The organism is Mycobacterium sp. G7A2 (assembly GCF_041902445.1).
Classification (GTDB): domain Bacteria; phylum Actinomycetota; class Actinomycetes; order Mycobacteriales; family Mycobacteriaceae; genus Mycobacterium.
Map to the genome: position 1 here is coordinate 1069343 of NZ_CP169251.1, position 16683 is coordinate 1086025.

The window sequence follows — 16683 nt, forward strand, 5'->3', positions numbered from 1 at the left end:
CGGGTCCGGCGAGCCTGATGCGGCTGCCGGGGAGAGCCGGCGAGACCGAACCTCGGGAGAGTCGGACTCTCTGCGCGCAATTGGTTCGGACTCGGCGGGGGTAGAAAGAACCCCATGAGCTATGTGGCCGACCCGTCGAGCTCCGACGGCGAATTCAATCGGGACACCGACTACATCGACACCCGTATCACCGCCGACGGCAGGGACGGCTATCCCGTCGAGCCCGGCCGCTACCGCTTGATCGTCGCCAGGGCGTGCCCGTGGGCCAACCGAACCATCATCGTGCGCCGCCTCCTCGGCCTGGAAGACGTGCTGTCGATCGGGTTCTGTGGTCCCACCCACGACGAACGCAGCTGGACGTTCGATCTGGATCCGGGTGAGGTCGACCCGGTGCTGGGCATCCACTACCTGCGTGATGCGTACAACGCTCGGATTCCCGACTATCCCAAGGGGGTGACCGTCCCCGCGATGGTGGAGATCGAGAGCGGTCAGGTGGTCACCAATGACTACGCCCAGATCACCTTGGACTTCTCCACCGAGTGGTCGGCCCACCACCGCGGCGGCGCGCCGCAGCTGTATCCCGAGCCGTTGCGTGCCGAGATCGACGAGGTGGCCGAGCGGGTCTACACCGAGATCAACAACGGTGTCTACCGCTGCGGCTTCGCCGGGTCGCAGCGGGCGTACGAGCGCGCCTATGACCGGTTGTTCACCGCCTTGGACTGGCTCGAAGAGCGTCTGAGCGGGCAGCGGTTCCTGGTCGGCGACACGATCACCGAGGCGGACGTGCGGCTGTTCACCACGCTGGCCCGCTTCGATCCGGTGTATCACGGCCATTTCAAGACCAATCGCCAGAAGCTCGCCGAGTTCCCCGCGTTGTGGGCCTACGCCCGCGATCTGTTCCAGACCCCCGGCTTCGGCGACACGATCGATTTCGTCCAGATCAAGCAGCACTACTACCTCGTGCACAGCGACATCAACCCCACAGGTGTGGTCCCGAAGGGCCCCGACCTGTCCAACTGGCTGACGCCCCACGGGCGGGAAGCGCTGGGCGGCAAGCCTTTCGGTGACGGAACGCCTCCCGGGCCGACGCGGGAAGGGGAGCGGGTCCCCGAGGGTCACTCGGCGGGCTGATCCCAGGTGGTGCGCACCGACCATTCCGCGTGCGGCACCGGGAATTCGTTGCCATCCTGGTCGCGCACCAACGTCGGCAGCTGCACGGCGATGCCCCGCAGCCGGCCCAACTGCGGGTCAACCGTCGGGATCGTCACGGCGAGTCTGCTGGCGGGCCGGAACTCCTCGACGCGGTCGCCGTCCTCGAAGGCGCGCAGCAGCACCCACGGTGCTTTCGCCACCTCCTGCGGCACCGACAACTGGACGGGGTGACGACCGCTCACCGGTAACTCGCCCTGCGAGGCGGGAACCACACAATCGGTCGGGTCGAGCACCTCGCACACGCGGTACGGCCCCACCCTGGTCAGCTCTCCGTGGGAGTAGGCCGAGATCTCGGGAAGGTGCGGATCGCTGTCGCTGGACAGCCGCCACACCAGCACGGCGGTACCGATCGAGGCCAGCAGCGCCACAGCCGCGAGCGCGGCGACTCCCCGCTTCATTCTCCGGTCACCATCGTCGCGTCGTCGCGCACACCTTCTTTCGCCGCCAGCACCGGGCGGTTACCGCCGAAGCCGGGCACCAGGGACTCGCCGCGGTAACTCAGCACCGTCTGGGCCAACCCGAGGATCAGAACCGCGGTGATCGTGGTGAAACCCACCCACAGATCGGTGTAGATCAGCACACCGGTGGCGCCGCCGGCGACCCACGCCAGTTGCAGAAGCGACTCCGAACGACCGAACGCCGACGCGCGCGATTCCTCGGGCAGATCATCCTGCAGTGACGCGTCGAGTGACGCCTTGGCGATCGCACTGGCACCCGAGGTGATGAGCGTGGCCGCGGCCGCCACCAACAGACTGCCGGTCACCGCGGTCGCCAGCGCCGCCGCCGTCACCGCGATCGCGCAGCGCACCACGAGCTGCGCCGGATGACCGAGCTTCATGCGGGCAGCGGTGAAATTGCCGATGAAGTTGCCGATCGCCGCGGCCGCTCCGATCAAGCCGAGGATCCGCAGCTGTTCCCACCCGCCGGCGTCGTGGGCTTTGGCGACGAAAGCCGGGTACAGGAACAGGAAACCGACCATCACCTTGACGGTGCAATTTCCCCACAGTGCGGTGATGGTGTTGCGGCCCAGCGGCTGGCGGGCCTTGCCGAAGCGGGACGGCGCGCTCTCGCGGAGGAACTCACCGGAACCGCCGTGATAGCCCAGCGTGGCGGGTACCTCGCCTTCGGTGACCTCGACCCACTTGGGGATCCGCATGGAGAACAGCGCGCCGGCCATGGTGACCGCCACCACCACGTAGAGGGCGCCGGGCATCTGGAACAGGTTGAACCCCCATTCGGCGGCCGCCGCCACCGCGCCGCCGGCCATCGTGCCGCCCAGCAGTCCGAACATGGTCAGTCGCGAGTTCACCCGCACGAGGTCGATCGTCGGCGGCAGTACGCGCGGCGCCACCGCGCCACGTAGGACCGAGAAGGATTTGGACAGCACCATCATGCCCAGCGCACACGGGTAGAGCACCCAGGACGGGAAGGAGCCCGTCGCCCCGTCGTAGTTCGCGATCAGCACCACCGCCAGCACCGTGCGCAGCACGAACGAGCCCGCCAACGCCACCCGCCTGCCGTGCTGCAGCCGGTCGAGGGCCGGTCCGATCAGCGGGGCGATGACCGCGAACGGCGCGATCGTGATGAGCAGATACAGCGCGACGCGGCTCTTGCTCTCGCCGGTGGCGGCGGCGAAGAACAGCGTGTTCGCCAATGCGACGGCCATCGCCGCGTCCACCGCGAAGTTCGCGACCACGGGCCAGGTCAGCGCCGTCAGCCCCGACTTGTCGGCGCCGTCGGCGGTCGCGGCCCGGTGCACCAGGCCGTACATCTTCGAGCCCATCTCGCGGCTGCGATGGGCCGCGGCACGCGTCACCGTGATCTTGTCGGCGGTTCCCAACCGGCCGTCGGAGCCGTCGTAGCTGCCCTCCGCGGAGGCGCGATGGCGCGAGCTTTCATCGAGGGGCGGCAGCCACCGATTGTCGCTGTGCCGATCCGGACCGGTGCGGCGCGGCCTGCGCAGACCCGGGTTCAGGCCGGGATCGCTGGGGTAGTTGGCCATGCCGGGGTGCTCGTCGGCCGGGGGGCGCGGTGGGTAGTAGCGCCCACCCTGCCGACCCTCAGGGTCCCGGGGATCACGCCGCGCTCCGGTCACGTGTCGATTCTCCCTCATCGAGCCGACAGGGTGCGCAAGGGCAACCGGTGTGGCTTGTCGTTGTGTCCTTCGGGCAAGATTGAGGGCAATGGACAGCGTGACCGAACCCTCTCACCAGGACCTGACTCAGAGCGCCACCGGCCCCGAGCCGGTGACCGCGCCGTGGTCCGGAGACGTCGCACCCGGGCTGCAGTCGGTGCTGACCGGCGCCGTCGACGCGGCGCGTGCGGCGATCGAGGAACACAGCGGCGAGGGCACCGTGGGGGAGTATCTCGGCGCCGAGTTCGAGGACCCGACGTCGGCGACACACCGATTCCTCGCCGAGCTGCCCGGGTATCGCGGTTGGCAATGGGCCGTCGTGGTGGCCGCGTGCCCCGGCGCCGAGCACGCAACCATCAGTGAAGTCGTGCTCGTCCCGGGCCCGACGGCGCTGCTGGCGCCGAAATGGGTGCCGTGGGAGGAACGGATCCGGCCGGGGGATCTGAGTCCAGGCGATCTGTTGGCCCCGCCGCCCGACGACCCACGCCTGGTGCCCGGCTACGTGGCGACCGGTGACCCGATGGTCGACGAGGTGGCCACCGAGGTCGGACTCGGCCGGCGTCGGGTGTTGAGCCTGTGGGGCCGCCGGGACGCGGCACAGCGATGGCACGACGGCGACCACGGCCCGGGGGCGTCGATGGCGCGCGCCACCCGGCGGGTTTGTCGCGACTGCGGCTTCTACGTTCCGCTGGGCGGCGAGCTCGGTCTGATGTTCGGCGTGTGCGCCAACGAGTTCGCCTCCGACGGTCACGTGGTCGACGCCGAATTCGGTTGCGGCGCACACTCGGACACTCCGGCGCCGGCGGGAACTGGTTCGCCGCTGCACGACCCGTACGACGACGGTGTCCTCGACGTCACCGACGAGGGTGCGCGCGCGGCCGAGGAAGCCGCGGCGCAGCCTGTCGAAGAGGCCCCGGAGGAGCCGGCCGACGAGGCGGTGCAGCAGCCCGCGGAGGAGGCCGTCGAGCAGCCCGTCGACGCGGCGGCAGAGCGACCCCTCGACGCGGCGGCAGAGCGACCCGCCGACGCGGCAGAGCAACCCGCCGAGACGGCGGCAGAGCAACCCGCCGACGCAGCCGCGGAGCAACCCGCCGACGAGGCTGGGCAGCAGCCCGACTAGTTCTCCGCCGCGGCCTTGATGCGGGCCAGCGATGAGTTCATGCCTTCGATCAGTTCCTGCTCGAAGCTGGGCACCCCGCCCATGAACGAGTTGACCAACGTGTTCGAGATCGGCTTCACGCCGTTCTCGGCGTGGCGCGTCTCGACCAGCCGCGTGCCGGCTTCTGTGGGCTGCAGCTCATAGCTCCACACGGTGCCGTTCTCGTTGACACGGAAGGCCAGCTTCTTCTCGGGGACGAGCTCGGTGATGCGGCTGGTGGTGGGCCAGAACAGCAGTCCGCGCCGGTTGACGTTGACGGTGCGGGCGCCCTGGCGCATGCCGCCGAGTGGCTTCATCAGGCGGCACTGGGGGCTCCACCGCGGCATGTTGCCCAAATCCGACACCAGTTCCCATACTCGCGAGACGGGTGCGTTGATGTCGATCTGTGCCTGCAACAGCGGCGCTGCCATGAGCTTCTCCTTCAGGTGAGGCCGTGCTGGGCGCCGCGGCTCCCGCGGCGCACGGCGTGACGTTGCCACAGAAATATCGACGTGCCAAGCACGCCCACACCCAGCCCTGCGATGGTGATCGGCCGCCAGGTGTGCAGCGACTCGACGGTGAACGACAGGACCAGCGCAAGTAGCCACCCGCATGCGATGGCCACGATGACCGGCCGCGGGTCGAGCAACGCGGCCGGCAGCTCGGGTGGCTGCGGATTCTCCGCCGCCGCGCCCGGCGTCTCCTCGGTCATGCCGTCAACCTAACCCACGGGGTGCGGCGCCGACTGGGTAGTGTCGGGGCTGTGATAGCCGCTGGTCACACCGTCGCCGCATGACGGCTCACCACGTGTCCGAGTTGAACGTCGTCGACGTCACCGACCCCGCCGACCCGCGGCTCGACGACTTCCGTGACCTCAACAGTGTCGACCGCAGGCCCGACCTGCCCAGTGGCAAGGGTCTGGTGATCGCCGAGGGCGTCCTGGTCGTCCAGCGGATGCTGGCGTCGCGGTTCACTCCCCGCGCGCTGCTCGGCACCGACCGGCGACTCGCCGAACTCGGCGCTGACCTACCCGGGGTGTCGGCGCCCTACTACCGGGTCGAGGCCGACGTGATGGCCGAGGTGGTCGGGTTCCATCTCAACCGCGGGGTTCTCGCGTCGGCGTCGCGGGCCGCGGAGCTGAGCGTCGCCCAGGTGCTCGACGGGGCCAGGACGATCGCCGTTCTCGAAGGGGTCAACGACCACGAGAACCTCGGCTCGATCTTCCGCAATGCCGCCGGCCTCGGGGTGGACGCGGTGGTCTTCGGCGGCGGGTGCGCCGACCCGCTGTACCGGCGCGCTGTGCGGGTGTCGATGGGGCACGCGTTGCTCGTCCCGTTCGCGCGGGCTGCACGATGGCCGGCTGACCTGCAGGTGTTGCGCGATGCGGGCTTCCGGTTACTGGCGATGACGCCCGATGAGGGCGCGCCGCGTCTGGCCGAGGCCATGGACGGTCTGGCCGACCGCAAGGTGGCGATCCTCGTCGGCGCGGAGGGCCCTGGCCTGCAGGAGCACACCATGCGCGCCAGTGACGTGCGAGTGCGTATCCCGATGGCGCGGGGGACCGACTCACTCAACGTGGCCACGGCCGCGGCGTTGGCGTTCTACGAGCGGGACCGGGGATAGGACCGGCCGATGAGGACACGTGAGGAGGCCACGCCGTGGGCGACGGGACTGACGGTCGCAGCCTTCGTCGCCGCGGTCATCGGGACGGCGATCGTGGTGCTGAGCATCGGTCTGGCCCGGGTGCACCCGTTGCTCGCGGTGGGGCTCAACCTCATCGCGGTGGGCGGGTTGGCGCCGACGGTGTGGGGCTGGCGGGCGATACCGGTGTGGCGGTGGTTCGTGCTGGGATCCGGGATCGGTGTCGCGGGCGGATGGATAGTGCTGTTAACGCTCGCCGCCGCTGGAGCGAACGCCTAGCAGCACATCCTCCCAGGCGGGGACGGCCGGGCGCGCCTTGCTCTTGCGCGCACGCGCAGGCTTGGGCGCCGGCTGGGGCTCTTCCTCCGGCTCGATGTGCTGCTCGACCGGTGGGTGGGCGGGCTGCTCGGGTTCTTCGAGCGCCAGCTGGGGAACCGGCGCCAGGGGGCGCAGGGGCCGGCTGAAGTCGGGGTCGATGAGCTGCGAGGCGGCGTCGTCGAAGGCCGACACCGTGCCACCGTGGGCGCCCGGGGCGTAGCGGAAGTGCGCGACGTTGTCCGACATCCCCGCCTTCCACGCCAGCTGCACCGTCCAGCGGCCGTCCTCGTTGCGCCAGGCGTCCCACGTGGTGTCGTCCGGGTTCAACCCGCGCGCGACGAGTGCGGTCGTGACCGTCTCCAACAGGGTCAGCACCGACGGCCCGTCGGCCAGGATCGGGTGCGCGGCCGTGGCCAGCTCCGCGGCGCGGGAGCGCTCCAACAGCACCGGATGCGCGAAGCGCTCCACCCGCTCGATGTCGGCGCCCGAGGCCGAGGCGATCTGCTCGACGGAGGCTCCGGCGCGGATCCTGGCTTGAATGTCCTTGGGGCGCAGCACGTTGTGGACCTCGACATCGATCGTGGTTTGGTTCGAGCCGACTCTGTCGCCACGGACCGCGGCCTTGAGCCGGTCATCGGAGCGCAGCACGAACTTCTCGGTGGAGTCGTCGGTCTCGCAGATGATCCGCCTGCCGTCGACGTCGAGTCCGACGACCTTGAGCTCCCGCATGTCGACCTCCTCCGGGCTGTCGCAGGCCCGATGTTTTGGTCACCCTACTGTGTTATCAGTCCGTAACCGAGGTGACACGCGGCGGTCGGCTACAAACGCTGGACAACCCAGTCGATGCACTGAGTCAGCGCGCTGACGTCGTCGGGCTCCACCGCGGGGAACATGCCGACGCGCAGCTGGTTGCGGCCCAGCTTGCGGTAGGGCTCGGTGTCGACGATGCCGTTGGTGCGCAGGACCTTGGCCACCGCGGACGCGTCGACGTGGTCGGCGAAGTCGACGGTGCCGACCACCTGCGAGCGCAGCGCGGGATCGGCGACGAACGGGGTCGTGTACTCGGTCGCCTCGGCCCAGGCGTAGAGCCGCGCCGAAGAGTCGGCGGTGCGTTTGGTTGCCCACTCCAGCCCGCCGTTGCCGAGCAGCCAGTCGATCTGCTCGGCGAGCAGGATCAGCGTGGCGATGGCCGGGGTGTTGTAGGTCTGGTTCTTGACGCTGTTCTCGATCGCGATGGGCAGCGAGAGGAAGTCCGGCACCCAGCGCCCCGCCGCGGCCACCTTCTCCACCCGGGCGAGCGCAGCGGGGGACATCAGCGCGATCCACAGCCCGCCGTCGCCGGCGAAGTTCTTCTGCGGTGCGAAGTAGTAGGCGTCGGCTTCGGTGATGTCGACGGGCAGGCCACCCGCCGCGGACGTCGCGTCGATCGCGATCAGGGCGTCGCCGGCCCCCTGCGGGCGGTGCACCGGCACCGCGACACCGGTCGAGGTCTCGTTGTGCGCCCAGGCGATGAGGTCGACCGACGGGTCGCTGACCGGATCGGGTGCGCCGCCCGGGTCGGCCTTGACCACGATCGGGTCGCCGACGAACGGGTTCTTGGCCACCGCCGAGGCGAACTTGGCGCTGAATTCCCCGTAGGTCAGGTGCAGCGAGCGGGTGTCGATCAGACCGAACGCGGCGGCATCCCAGAACGCTGTCGAGCCACCGTTGCCGAGGATCACCTCATAGCCGTCGGGCAGGGAGAAGAGCTGACGCAGGCCGTCGCGGACTCTGCCCACGAGGTTCTTGACCGGCGCCTGGCGGTGTGAGGTGCCGAACAGGTCACCGGCCGCGGCCAGCGCCTGCAGCTGTGCGGGGCGGACCTTGGACGGTCCGCACCCGAATCGACCGTCGGCGGGCTTGAGCTCGGTCGGGATGGTCAGCGAAGTCGGGGCGTCGGCCATGGTTGCAAGCCTAGAACCGGCCATCGACCCCTCAGGATGCGGGCACCCCACGACCACTACTGTGATTTGGGACACATGTGATGTGGATAACCCGGCTAGGGCACAGCATGGAAAAGGGCCTGGTTAATTCCTGGGACCGTGGGTACTGTTACTGGACAGCGAGCAGACGAATGTAAAACGGCACGGGAGGCTGCAATGGCTGTCAAGACCGCAAGGACGCGCGTCATCCGGCGCTGGCGCAAGAACATGGACGTCCTCGACGACACCGAGTACGTCGACATGCTCAACACCCTGTCCGAGGGGTCGGTGCGGCGCAATTTCAACCCCTACACCGACATCGACTGGGATTCGCCCGAGTTTGCCGTCATCCCCAACGACGAACGCTGGATCCTGCCTGCGACGGATCCGATCGGCCAGCACCCGTGGTACCAGTCGCAGCCGGTCGAGCGGCAGATCGAGATCGGGATGTGGCGGCAGGCCAACGTGGCCAAGGTCGGCCTGCACTTCGAATCGATCCTGATCCGCGGGCTGATGGAATACGCCTTCTGGGTCCCGAACGGATCACCGGAATACCGCTACTGCCTGCACGAGGCGGTCGAAGAGTGCAACCACACGATGATGTTCCAGGAGATGGTCAACCACATCGGTGCCGACGTGCCGGGCATGCCGCGGCTGCTGAAGTGGATCCAGCCGGCCATCCCGTTGGTAGCCGGGCCGCTGCCGATCCCGTTCTGGTTCGGCATCCTCGCCGGCGAGGAGCCGATCGACCACACGCAGAAGAACGTGCTCCGCGAGGGCAAGTCCCTGCATCCGATCATGGAGCGGGTGATGGCGATCCACGTCGCCGAGGAAGCCCGCCACATCTCGTTCGCTCACGAATACCTGCGCAAGCGGGTGCCCGACCTGCCCCGCCGCAAGCGGTTCTGGCTGTCGCTGTACGTCCCGGTCGTGATGCGCGTGCTGTGCTCGGCCATCATCGTGCCGCCGCGCGCGTTCTGGAAGGAATTCGACATTCCGCGCTCAGTGCGCAAGGAGATCTTCTTCAAGTCGCCCGGTTCGCGGAAGATGTTGCGGGACATGTTCGGTGACGTTCGCATGCTCGCCGAGGACACCGGCCTGATGAACCCGCTGGCCAAGTTGATGTGGCGGATCTGCCGGATCGACGGCAAGGCCAGCCGGTACCGCAGCGAGCCGCAGCGCCAGCACCTGGCGCCGGTCGCGTAACCGGAAGACCCACCGAGGTTCCTTCATGCCACACGTCATCACCCAGTCGTGTTGCAGCGACGGGTCGTGCGTCTACGCCTGCCCGGTGAACTGCATCCACCCGTCACCCGACGAGCCGGGCTTCGCCACCGCGGAGATGCTCTACATCGACCCGGCCGCCTGTGTGGACTGCGGCGCCTGCGTCAGCGCATGCCCGGTCGGCGCCATCGCACCCGACACGAAACTGACACCCGAGCAGTTGCCGTTCATCGAGCTGAACGCGTCGTTCTACCCCAAGCGGGAGGGCAAGCTGCCACCGACGTCGAAGCTGGCGCCGGTGCTCGACGCGCCGGTGGTGTATCGACGGCCCGGTGGGCCACTTCGGGTGGCCGTGGTGGGCTCCGGTCCGGCGGCCATGTACGCCGCCGATGAGTTGCTGACCCAGGAAGGCGTGCAAGTCAACGTCTTCGAGAAGCTGCCGACTCCCTACGGACTGGTCCGCGCCGGTGTCGCGCCCGATCATCAGACCACCAAACGGGTCACCGGGCTGTTCGACAGGATCGCCGCCAAGGACGGTTTCGGGTTTTACCTGAACGTCGAGGTGGGGTCCGACATCACTCACGATGAGTTGCTCGAGCACCACCACGCGGTGCTCTACGCGGTCGGCGCACCCAACGACAAGCGCCTTCAGGTCGAGGGCATGGACCTGCCCGGAACAGCCACTGCCACCGAGGTCGTGGCCTGGTACAACGGGCATCCCGACTACATCGACCTCCCCGTCAACCTCAGCGGTGACCGCGTCGTCATCATCGGCAACGGGAACGTCGCGCTGGACGTCGGGCGGATCCTGACCGCCGACCCGGACACGCTGGCGTGCACGGACATCGCCGATCACGCGCTGACCGCGCTGCGTGCGTCGCAGGTGCAGGAAGTGGTGATCGCGGCCCGCCGGGGGCCGGCGGCTTCGGCGTTCACGCTGCCAGAGCTGATCGGACTGACCTCTACCTGCGAGGTGGTTCTCGATGCGCTCGACCACGACCGCGTTCTGGCCGACCTGGCCGCCACCACCGACGCGTTGACCCGCAACAAGCTCGAGGTCTTGTCGAAGCTCGGATCGGCGAGCACGCCGATCACGCGGCCACGCATCCGGCTCGCCTACGGACTGACACCCGCGCGGGTGCTCGGCGACACCGAGGCCACGGGTGTCGAGTTCACCGTGACTGGATCCGATCAGGTCGAGCAGATGCCGGCCGGCTTGGTGTTGACCTCCATCGGCTACCGGGGCAAAGCCATCCCCGCGCTGCCGTTCGACGACGAAAATGCCGTGGTGCCCAACGCGGGTGGTCGGGTACTCGAACCGGCGTCGGAGCGGCCGGTGGCCGGGACGTACGTGGCGGGCTGGATCAAGCGCGGGCCCACGGGCTTCATCGGGACCAACAAGTCGTGTGCCGCGGAGACGGTGCACAACCTGGTGGCCGATTACAACGAGGGTCGGCTGCGCGACCCCCACCACAAGCCCGGGGCGATCGGCCGATTCGTGCGTGGTCGTAAACCCGACGTGGTCGACGCCCGGGGTTGGGCCGCGATCGACGACGCCGAGCGGACCCGAGGCGGGGCCACCCGCCCGCGGGACAAGTTCACCGCGGTGACCGACATGCTCGACGCCGCCGCCGACGCACCGAGCCGGCCCCTGCACCAGCGCCTGCTCGCCGGCCTGCTGCGCTGAACCTCTTTCACCGCTGAACGTCTTTCACCAAAGGCCCTGCCCGAGGGCTCCGGCAGCGGTAAGCAGTGGGGATGAATGCTGCGCAGTTCGTCGGCCGGGTCGGGAGCCTGGCGGTGGCCCTGGGTGTCGGGGCCGCGGTGCTCACGGGTACCGGCGTCGCATGGGCGAGTGAGGATTCCGACGGGCCGGCCGCCGCGGCGGAGTCCCCGGCGACGTCCGCGTCGTCTGGCCGCGATGGCTCACCCCCGGATACGGGGTCGCCGCGGGACGCCGGCAGCGAGGCCAACGACATCGACGCCGCAGACACCGGCACCGCCGACGACTTCGACGGTCACCTCGCCGAAGAGGACATCCCCGACGAGGAGATCGACGTCGGCGTCGATGACGCGAGCGGCCACGATGCAGCCGGCGGGGCCGTGCCCGCCGTCGACGACGAGCTCGTCGACGATGACGACGAGCTCGTCGACGATGACGGCACCGTCGAGGAGAGGCCGCTCGCCGAAGACGTGACCGACGTCGGCGGGGATGCGCCGGACGTCGAAAAGGCCCAGGAACCCGACGAACCCGGGGGCGGCGACGTCTCCGGCGACATCGACGGGACCGACGAATCGCCGGCCGCGGCCAGGCTCACTGCGCAGACCGCACCCGTCGACGAGGTCGGCGCCGCGGTGACCGACAGTGACCTCGTTCCGACGGCGCCCATCGAGAGTGACACGGCGGCCGCGTCGATCGCCGGCGAGCGGCACGCTTCCGCCACGGTCGCCATGGCCGACACCGCCGACACCGCAGCGGCCGTGGTCGACCCCGTGGTGCCCTCCTGGCGGCCGTGGCCCACGGCGTTCGACCTGCGCACCGGGCTGACCTACGTCAAGGACCTCATCACCAGCGTGGTCGACGCGGTGTTCCGGCCGTTCACCGCCGGTCCGCCCGCCCCCTCGGCGGACCCGGCGGCGTGGGGACTGCTCGCCTGGGTGCGCCGGGAGTTCTTCAACTCCACACCCAGTGTCGTGGCCAACCCGTTGCCGTACACCCAGAGCCTCACCGTCGACGGTGAGGTGGTGGTGACCGGCAATGTGGGCGTCGAGGACGCCGACGGCGACGAACTGACCTACACCGTCATCGGAAGACCTCTCAACGGCGGCACGGTGACCGTCGACGCCGACGGGGGTTTCGTCTACCGACCGATGAACGCGACGGCCGCGCTGGGCGGAACCGACACGTTCACCGTGCTCGTCAGCGACGAGCACGCCGGACTGCACGTGCACGGTCTGTTCGGGCTACTGAAGTTCGTGCCGATCGTCGGTGAGCTTCTCTATCCCGGCGGCGGAGACCGCATCGAGCGCACCATCACCGTCACCGTCGAGCCCGTCGCCGGCATCGATCTCACGTTCCCCGACGAGTTCCGTTGGGGTGTCGCCCATTCGGGGTTCCAGGCCGAGGGCGGTCCGGGCTCCCCGGTCGACCCGGCATCGGACTGGTACCGCTGGGTGCACGACCCGCTGAACCGGCTGCTCGGGCTCGTGGGCGGCGTCCCCGAGAACGGGCCGGGAGCCTACGTGTCCTACGAGGATGACGCGGCGCTGGCCCGTGACGAGCTCGGCATGAACACCTTCCGCATCGGCATCGAGTGGAGCCGCATCTTCCCCAACTCCACCGCCGCCGTCGACACCTCCGACGAAAACGGCACCGTCAGCCTCTCGGACCTGCAGGCTCTCGACGCGCTCGCCGATCAGGGCGAGGTCGCCCACTACCGGGCGGTGCTCGACGCGTTGCGCGCACACGGGCTCGAGCCGATGGTGACGGTCAACCACTTCACGCTGCCGCTGTGGGTGCACGACCCGATCGTCGCCCGCCCGTTGATCCAGTTGGGGCTGCCGGCACCGGCCGCCGGATGGCTGTCGTCGACGACGCCGCAGGAGTTCGAGAAGTACGCGGCGTACCTCGCGTGGAAGTACGGCGACCAGGTGGACAACTGGGCCACGGTCAACGAACCCTTCTCGCCGGTGCTGACCGAGTTCCTGGCGATCCCGTGGGTGGTGCCCAACTGGCCGCCCGGGGTCCTGCGCCCCGACCTGGCCTCGACGTTCCTGGTCAACCAGGCCATCGGCCACGTCGCGGCCTACGACGCGATCCACGCCTGGGACACCACCGTGGCCGCCGCTGACGGGCCCGCGGCGTTCGTCGGGTTCACCCACAACATGATCCCGGCGCGGCCGGCCAACGCGGCGAACCGGTTGGACGTGCAGGCCGCCGACGCCTGGAACCACTACTACAACGGCTGGTTCCCCAACGCGGTCATCGACGGCTGGGTCGACGTCGACTTCGACGGCGTCCGGGACGACGGCGAGTTCTTCGCCCACATGGCCGACAAGGTCGACTTCCTGGGCGTGCAGTACTACGGGTCGCAGCCGATGTTCGGCTTCGGCGTCGCTCCGGTGCCGGGGTTCCCGTTCCTGCGCGGGTTCCCCATCCGCTGCTCGGCGGAGTCGCCGACCTGCAGCGACTTCAACCAGCCGACCGATCCGGGCGGATTCCGCGAGGTCCTCGAGGTCGCGGCGTCCTACGGCAAACCGTTGTGGATCACCGAGAACGGCATCGCCGACGACGACGACAGCAAGCGACCGTCCTACCTGGTCAACCACATCGTGGTGGTGCAGGATCTGGTGGCCCACGGAACCGACATCCGCGGCTACACCTACTGGTCGTTCGTCGACAACCTGGAGTGGGCCGACGGCTACGACCTCCAATTCGGTCTCTACGGATCCGACCCGCAGACCCCCGAGTTCGAGCGGACACCGAAGCCGGCGAGCATCGCGGCGCTCAGCGGCATCACGAAATCCAACGCACTGCCGTGGTGGTTGCTCGAGCAGTACCTGCCCGACTAACCGTCGGCGCTCATCTCCGCGAGGACCTGGTCCATGTCCACCTCACGCACGGTCTCGGCCAGCGACCAGTGGTGGCCGAAGGGGTCCCGGACGACCCCATAGCGGTCGCCCCAGAACATCTCCTCGAGTGGGCTGACGACAGTGGCGCCGGCATCGACCGCCCGCTGGAACCTGGCGTCGACGTCGGGACCGTGCAGGTGCACCGTCACCGGCGTGCCACCCAGTGCCGTCGGCGCGCTCGACCGACCGTCGCAGAACTCGGGGAAGTCATCGTTGACGAACACCATGTGTCCGTTGATCCGGAACGCAGCGTGCATGAGCTTGCCGCCGGGCCCGGGCAACCGGGCCATCTCCTCGGCGCCGAACGCCTTGGCGTAGAAGTCGAGCGCGGCAGCGGCGCCGTCGACGACGAGGTGCGGCACGAGCATCGGGGTGTTGTCGATCGCCATGGGTTCTCCTTACGGTTCGGTGGTCGGCATGGCCGAACAGGTTGACCGGAGAAGACGCCAGAAGTCATCGCGGTCCGGGCACCCGGTCCTCGGCTCAGACCACCGAGAACCCCGGTGGCAGATCGCTTCGGCCGGTCAACCCCAGCAGCACGGCCGGTCCCTGGCCCAGCGCGACGCCGATGCGAGCGGCCAGCGCAGCGGCGTCGGCCAGCACCTCTTCCGGCGGGTCGCGGTCGACGCCGACAGCCCGCGCGATGTCGATGCCGTGCACGGCGAGTTCGAAGGTGCGGGTGGGCAGATAGCTGCTCAGCTTGATGCCCAGCCCGCCGATCACCGCGATCAGCGGATCGTCGACGCCATCGAGATCGTCGAGTACGCGCGCGAGCAGGTGATCGATCGCCACGGCGGGGTCGGCGCCGAGGTCGCGGCCGGCCTGCCGGCCGCGTTCGACGATGGCGTCGGTACCCATACCGGCGGCGTAGTCGCGGATCCTGACGTAGTAGTCGACCGCGCTCGAGACATCCTCGTTCACGGCCTGGGTACGCAGGTACGTGCTCACCGTGGTCAGTGACCGCGAGGTGTGACCGACCAGGTCGCGAACCGTCCAGTCACCCAGTCCAGGCTCGTCCCAGCGGTCGTCGGCGATGGAGCGGACCAGATCGGCGAAGTGACCCGCTGCGGCTTCGAACACGCCGCGCCGGCCACGGGTGCGCGTCGTCATGAGCGGTGGAGCTGATCCCAGCCGTCAACCGACTCCGGGCTGCGCGGGCCCGGCCCGACGTAGATCGCCGACGGGCGCACCAGCTTGCCCAGCCGCTTCTGCTCCATGATGTGCGCGCACCATCCGGCGGTGCGTCCGCAGGTGAACATGGCCGGCATCATCTGCGGCGGAACCTGAGCGAAGTCCAGGATGACCGCCGCCCAGAACTCGACGTTGGTTTCGATGGCCCGATCGGGACGGCGTTCCCGCAACTCGGTGAGCGCGGCTTGCTCCAGCGCTGCGGCGACCTCGTAGCGCGGCGCTGCGAGCCGCTTCGCGGTGGCGCGCAGGACGCGGGCCCGCGGATCCTCGGCCTGGTAGACGCGGTGCCCGAAGCCCATCAGCTTTTCGCTGCGGTCCAGGATCCCCTTGACCACGGCTCGGGCGTCGCCGTTCTTCTCGGCCTCTTCGATCATGGGGATCACCCGGGCCGGCGCACCGCCGTGCAGCGGCCCGCTCATCGCACCGATCGCGCCGGACAGCGCGGCCGCCACATCGGCACCGGTGGAGGCGATGACCCGGGCGGTGAACGTGGAGGCGTTCATGCCGTGCTCGGCGGCGCTGACCCAGTAGGCGTCGATGGCCTCGATGTGGCGGGGGTCCGGCTCGCCTTGCCAACGGGTCATGAACCGCGCGGTGACGGTGTCGCACTCGTCGACGGTGCGCTGCGGCACCGCGGGCTGGTAGATGCCGCGGGCTGACTGCGCGACATAGGACAACGCCATAACCGATGCGCGGGCCAGCTGATCACGGGCCGTCTGGTCGTCGATGTCGAGCAGCGGGGGATAGCCCCAGATCGGCGCGAGCATCGCCAATCCGGCCTGCACGTCCACCCGCACGTCGCCGCTGTGGATCGGCAGCGGGAAGGGCTCGGCCGGCGGCAGCCCGTGGCCGAAACGGCCGTCGACGAGCAGGGCCCACACATCGCCGAACGTGACCCGATGGGCCACGAGATCTTCGATGTCCACCCCGCGGTACCGCAGGGCGCCGCCGTCTTTGTCGGGTTCGGCGATCTCGGTTTCGAACGCCACCACGCCCGCCAATCCGGGGGCGAAATCCTTCGGCACCGCAGTCATGGGGTGGATTCTTGCACCCGGCTTCTTCGGCGGTGCCAACGGTCCAATTTCGTGGGCGGTGCCGAGGTCGGGTTTCGTCACCGGGGCTGAGCTCCGCCTTCGTCACCGGGGCTGAGCTCCGCTGTCGTCACCGGGGCTGAGCTCCGCTGTCCTCGCCGGTGTCGGCCCCGCTGTCGCCGCAGCGCTCGACGTAACGTT

The 16683-nt window shown here is 69.2% G+C and carries 16 protein-coding genes; 7 read left to right on the forward strand and 9 right to left on the reverse strand.

Annotation, left to right across the window (positions count from 1 at the left end; all coding sequences use genetic code 11):
* The first annotated feature begins 114 nt into the window (after window positions 1-114).
* Window positions 115-1131 carry a glutathione S-transferase family protein gene (locus ACEWX3_RS05230; RefSeq protein WP_374158858.1) on the forward strand — a complete coding sequence of 339 codons (1017 nt, stop codon included), beginning with the start codon at window positions 115-117 and terminating at the stop codon, window positions 1129-1131.
* Here ACEWX3_RS05230 and ACEWX3_RS05235 read toward each other — a convergent pair.
* Both ACEWX3_RS05235 and ACEWX3_RS05240 read right to left on the reverse strand, forming a co-directional pair.
* A complete protein-coding gene (locus ACEWX3_RS05235) occupies window positions 1116-1610 on the reverse strand; it encodes a DUF2771 domain-containing protein (RefSeq protein ID WP_207065792.1) in 495 nt (164 codons plus the stop codon). The two genes, ACEWX3_RS05230 and ACEWX3_RS05235, sit on opposite strands and share 16 nt — an antisense overlap.
* Window positions 1607-3325 (reverse strand): MFS transporter, encoded by a 1719-nt coding sequence (locus ACEWX3_RS05240; protein WP_374158859.1) that lies wholly within the window; start codon window positions 3323-3325, stop codon window positions 1607-1609. Before ACEWX3_RS05240 ends, ACEWX3_RS05235 begins: the two co-directional genes overlap by 4 nt.
* Window positions 3326-3395: 70 nt before the next feature.
* Between ACEWX3_RS05240 and ACEWX3_RS05245 the strand changes: the two genes are divergently transcribed.
* Window positions 3396-4466: a DUF3027 domain-containing protein gene (locus ACEWX3_RS05245; protein ID WP_207065790.1), complete on the forward strand. Its 1071-nt coding sequence runs from the start codon at window positions 3396-3398 to the stop codon at window positions 4464-4466.
* Here ACEWX3_RS05245 and ACEWX3_RS05250 read toward each other — a convergent pair.
* Both ACEWX3_RS05250 and ACEWX3_RS05255 read right to left on the reverse strand, forming a co-directional pair.
* On the reverse strand, window positions 4463-4915 hold the full coding sequence (locus tag ACEWX3_RS05250; RefSeq protein ID WP_207065789.1) for an SRPBCC family protein: 453 nt from the start codon (window positions 4913-4915) through the stop codon (window positions 4463-4465). The genes ACEWX3_RS05245 and ACEWX3_RS05250 overlap by 4 nt on opposite strands.
* Before the next feature lie 11 nt (window positions 4916-4926).
* The gene (locus tag ACEWX3_RS05255) at window positions 4927-5196 is read right to left on the reverse strand and encodes a DUF2530 domain-containing protein (RefSeq protein WP_207065788.1); all 270 of its coding nucleotides are present in this window, start codon (window positions 5194-5196) and stop codon (window positions 4927-4929) included.
* Between the two features lie 80 nt (window positions 5197-5276).
* Here ACEWX3_RS05255 and ACEWX3_RS05260 point away from each other — a divergent pair, with 80 nt between their 5' ends.
* Complete coding sequence (locus tag ACEWX3_RS05260) at window positions 5277-6107, forward strand: RNA methyltransferase (RefSeq protein ID WP_207065787.1); 831 nt, start codon at window positions 5277-5279, stop codon at window positions 6105-6107.
* Window positions 6108-6116: 9 nt separating this feature from the next.
* Window positions 6117-6404 carry a DUF2537 domain-containing protein gene (locus ACEWX3_RS05265; protein WP_207065786.1) on the forward strand — a complete coding sequence of 96 codons (288 nt, stop codon included), beginning with the start codon at window positions 6117-6119 and terminating at the stop codon, window positions 6402-6404.
* Here the strand turns inward: ACEWX3_RS05265 and sepH are convergent.
* Complete coding sequence (gene sepH, locus ACEWX3_RS05270; RefSeq protein ID WP_207065785.1) at window positions 6372-7172, reverse strand: septation protein SepH; 801 nt, start codon at window positions 7170-7172, stop codon at window positions 6372-6374. The two genes, ACEWX3_RS05265 and sepH, sit on opposite strands and share 33 nt — an antisense overlap.
* An 89-nt stretch (window positions 7173-7261) precedes the next feature.
* The gene (gene serC / locus ACEWX3_RS05275; protein WP_221354487.1) at window positions 7262-8386 is read right to left on the reverse strand and encodes a phosphoserine transaminase; all 1125 of its coding nucleotides are present in this window, start codon (window positions 8384-8386) and stop codon (window positions 7262-7264) included.
* Between the two features lie 195 nt (window positions 8387-8581).
* Here serC and ACEWX3_RS05280 point away from each other — a divergent pair, with 195 nt between their 5' ends.
* The 3 genes from ACEWX3_RS05280 (at window position 8582) to ACEWX3_RS05290 (ending at window position 14200) form a co-directional block, all read left to right on the forward strand.
* Entirely contained in the window at window positions 8582-9610 is a 1029-nt protein-coding gene (locus ACEWX3_RS05280; protein ID WP_207065783.1) for a diiron oxygenase, read from the forward strand.
* Window positions 9611-9635: 25 nt separating this feature from the next.
* Entirely contained in the window at window positions 9636-11315 is a 1680-nt protein-coding gene (locus tag ACEWX3_RS05285; protein WP_374158860.1) for a 4Fe-4S binding protein, read from the forward strand.
* 71 nt (window positions 11316-11386) lie between these two features.
* A complete protein-coding gene (locus ACEWX3_RS05290) occupies window positions 11387-14200 on the forward strand; it encodes a family 1 glycosylhydrolase (RefSeq protein ID WP_374158861.1) in 2814 nt (937 codons plus the stop codon).
* Here the strand turns inward: ACEWX3_RS05290 and ACEWX3_RS05295 are convergent.
* The 3 genes from ACEWX3_RS05295 to ACEWX3_RS05305 all read right to left on the reverse strand — a co-directional run bounded on the left by ACEWX3_RS05295 (window position 14197) and on the right by ACEWX3_RS05305 (window position 16485).
* Complete coding sequence (locus tag ACEWX3_RS05295; RefSeq protein WP_374158862.1) at window positions 14197-14649, reverse strand: VOC family protein; 453 nt, start codon at window positions 14647-14649, stop codon at window positions 14197-14199. The genes ACEWX3_RS05290 and ACEWX3_RS05295 overlap by 4 nt on opposite strands.
* Window positions 14650-14743: 94 nt before the next feature.
* A complete protein-coding gene (locus tag ACEWX3_RS05300) occupies window positions 14744-15370 on the reverse strand; it encodes a maleylpyruvate isomerase family mycothiol-dependent enzyme (protein ID WP_374158863.1) in 627 nt (208 codons plus the stop codon).
* Entirely contained in the window at window positions 15367-16485 is a 1119-nt protein-coding gene (locus ACEWX3_RS05305) for a citrate synthase 2 (RefSeq protein WP_207065778.1), read from the reverse strand. Before ACEWX3_RS05305 ends, ACEWX3_RS05300 begins: the two co-directional genes overlap by 4 nt.
* Window positions 16486-16683 lie beyond the last annotated feature (198 nt).

Excerpts from the sequence above, each read along its gene's own strand:
- ACEWX3_RS05230 (WP_374158858.1), top strand. The coding sequence starts at position 115 with ATGAGCTATGTGGCCGACCCGTCGAGCTCCGACGGCGAATTCAATCGG.
- ACEWX3_RS05235 (WP_207065792.1), bottom strand. The coding sequence starts at position 1,610 with ATGAAGCGGGGAGTCGCCGCGCTCGCGGCTGTGGCGCTGCTGGCCTCG.
- ACEWX3_RS05240 (WP_374158859.1), bottom strand. The coding sequence starts at position 3,325 with ATGAGGGAGAATCGACACGTGACCGGAGCGCGGCGTGATCCCCGGGAC.
- ACEWX3_RS05245 (WP_207065790.1), top strand. The coding sequence starts at position 3,396 with ATGGACAGCGTGACCGAACCCTCTCACCAGGACCTGACTCAGAGCGCC.
- ACEWX3_RS05250 (WP_207065789.1), bottom strand. The coding sequence starts at position 4,915 with ATGGCAGCGCCGCTGTTGCAGGCACAGATCGACATCAACGCACCCGTC.
- ACEWX3_RS05255 (WP_207065788.1), bottom strand. The coding sequence starts at position 5,196 with ATGACCGAGGAGACGCCGGGCGCGGCGGCGGAGAATCCGCAGCCACCC.
- ACEWX3_RS05260 (WP_207065787.1), top strand. The coding sequence starts at position 5,277 with ATGACGGCTCACCACGTGTCCGAGTTGAACGTCGTCGACGTCACCGAC.
- ACEWX3_RS05265 (WP_207065786.1), top strand. The coding sequence starts at position 6,117 with ATGAGGACACGTGAGGAGGCCACGCCGTGGGCGACGGGACTGACGGTC.
- sepH (WP_207065785.1), bottom strand. The coding sequence starts at position 7,172 with ATGCGGGAGCTCAAGGTCGTCGGACTCGACGTCGACGGCAGGCGGATC.
- serC (WP_221354487.1), bottom strand. The coding sequence starts at position 8,386 with ATGGCCGACGCCCCGACTTCGCTGACCATCCCGACCGAGCTCAAGCCC.
- ACEWX3_RS05280 (WP_207065783.1), top strand. The coding sequence starts at position 8,582 with ATGGCTGTCAAGACCGCAAGGACGCGCGTCATCCGGCGCTGGCGCAAG.
- ACEWX3_RS05285 (WP_374158860.1), top strand. The coding sequence starts at position 9,636 with ATGCCACACGTCATCACCCAGTCGTGTTGCAGCGACGGGTCGTGCGTC.
- ACEWX3_RS05290 (WP_374158861.1), top strand. The coding sequence starts at position 11,387 with ATGAATGCTGCGCAGTTCGTCGGCCGGGTCGGGAGCCTGGCGGTGGCC.
- ACEWX3_RS05295 (WP_374158862.1), bottom strand. The coding sequence starts at position 14,649 with ATGGCGATCGACAACACCCCGATGCTCGTGCCGCACCTCGTCGTCGAC.
- ACEWX3_RS05300 (WP_374158863.1), bottom strand. The coding sequence starts at position 15,370 with ATGACGACGCGCACCCGTGGCCGGCGCGGCGTGTTCGAAGCCGCAGCG.
- ACEWX3_RS05305 (WP_207065778.1), bottom strand. The coding sequence starts at position 16,485 with ATGACTGCGGTGCCGAAGGATTTCGCCCCCGGATTGGCGGGCGTGGTG.